1 protein-coding gene is annotated in these 1,136 nt (G+C 68.2%); it reads right to left on the bottom strand.

Features of this window, described 5'->3' with window-relative positions; translation table 11 throughout:
* Positions 1-102 precede the first annotated feature (102 nt).
* On the bottom strand, positions 103-951 hold the full coding sequence (locus IF30_RS42850; RefSeq protein WP_051712275.1) for a GDSL-type esterase/lipase family protein: 849 nt from the start codon (positions 949-951) through the stop codon (positions 103-105).
* Positions 952-1,136: the final 185 nt, after the last annotated feature.

The following is a 1,136-nucleotide window of genomic DNA, read 5'->3' as shown; positions in this document are numbered from 1 at the left end:
TGTTCAGGTACACCCGCACCGAACCGCCGGGATTGACCAGGATGTAGTCCGCCTTGCCGTCGCCGTCCCAGTCCGCGAACCGTACCCGGCTCGAATCGGTCGTCAGGCCGGGTGCACCGAACCATCAGGATTGACGATCCAGTAGTCCGCCTTGCCGTCCCCGTCGAAATCCGCCCACCGGACACGGCCCGTCCCCGCCTCCGTACCCGCGTGGTGTGCGGCTGGGCGTTGCGTAAGTCCGTCGGTGAAGGCCTGGTCCAGCCCCTTGAAGAAGACGCCGGCCATCCGGGTGTACCCGGCGTCGTTCGGGTGCAGGCGGTCGTTCATCTCGGTGGACGTCAGTGCCGGGGGCTCCAGGTACCGGAACTTCTGCCCGGACAGTGCCCCGTACTGCAGCGCCTTGATGTCGGCGTTATAGGTCTGGACACCGGTCTGAAGGTTCTGCGTGGTGGGGATCAGCCCCTGGGCCAGGACGGTGACGCCCGGTCGGTCGGCGAAGATTCGGGTGGCCAGTTCCGTAAACGCGGCGGCGGCGCGGTTCGCGGCCGCCACCGGGTCGGGGTCGGGGTCGCGGTCGAGGTCGTTGATGCCGATGTGCAGCAGAACGACATCGGGGGTGGCTGCGGAGACCCAGCCGTCGATGCCGGCACGGATGTCGCCGACGCGGTATCCGCTGTGGCCCTCGTTGTCGGGGTCCGGGACGTTTCCGAAGCTCTGGGAACCGACGTAGTCGACGGTGTACCGAGACTGTCCCGCAAGGGTGTTCCACAGCGGCAGGCGGTAGCCCGCGCCTGTCGAGCCGCCAGAGCCGGCGGTGATCGAGTCACCCAGCGGCATCACCCGCAGTGGCGGGGCGGTGGGAGGCGTGGCTGCGTTGGCGGCTGGCATGGTGAGGACGTGGCCGGAGAGGATCGCCAGTGCGGCGAGTCCAGCCTGTGCGAAGCGTTTCATCGGAGTTGAGAAGGCCTTCGTGACTTTGGGGGCAGCGGATGTTTAGGCGCCGGCGGCGATGCGGCCGTAGTCGGTCCAGCCTCCGTGGCCGTCTCCGCCGTTGTTGACGTAGGCGTTGACGGAGCCGCCGGAGTTGGTGAGGAGGTAGTCCGCGCGGCCGTCGCCGGTGATGTCCGCGAGGACCA

Origin of the sequence: Streptomyces sp. NRRL S-350, assembly GCF_000719705.1 — a bacterium.
In the GTDB taxonomy this organism is placed as follows: Bacteria; Actinomycetota; Actinomycetes; order Streptomycetales; family Streptomycetaceae; genus Kitasatospora.
Note: the sequence above shows the minus strand (reverse complement) of the source record. Positions and strands in the feature narration are given on the sequence as shown.